The 348-nt window shown below is 65.8% G+C and carries 1 pseudogene; it reads left to right on the plus strand.

The features are described from left to right. Positions 1 to 45: 45 nt before the first annotated feature. Positions 46 to 348 (plus strand): annotated as a pseudogene (locus EN808_RS35420) (hypothetical protein); the annotation flags it as partial.

The raw sequence follows: 348 nt of genomic DNA on the forward strand, positions 1-348 counted from the left end.
TGAGGGTCTGTCATTCCTTCCGGAACGCTCCCAGGGGAGGAAGGCATGCAACTCATGACGACCGGCATGGCGCTCGCCATGCTCACCCTTGCCGGCGCGGCGCATGCCGCGGACTGTGTCGACGCCAAATCCGCCAAGGCCGGCTTCGTGCTGGAGAAGTCCGGCATCCGCAGCGAGTTCCGGCCGGCGCCGGGCGGCATGGTCGCGGTCGCCAACGAGTACGAGGCGCAGTCGCCGCAGACGCAGTATCTCTATGCCGGGCTGATCGAGGTGTTTCGCGACAGCGACACCGGCAGGCTGTCGATGATCCCGCTCGGCGACATCAAGAAGCTGTTCCCGCTAAAGGCT

The sequence above is a fragment of the Mesorhizobium sp. M8A.F.Ca.ET.165.01.1.1 genome (assembly GCF_004792065.1).
Lineage (GTDB): Bacteria > Pseudomonadota > Alphaproteobacteria > Rhizobiales > Rhizobiaceae > Mesorhizobium.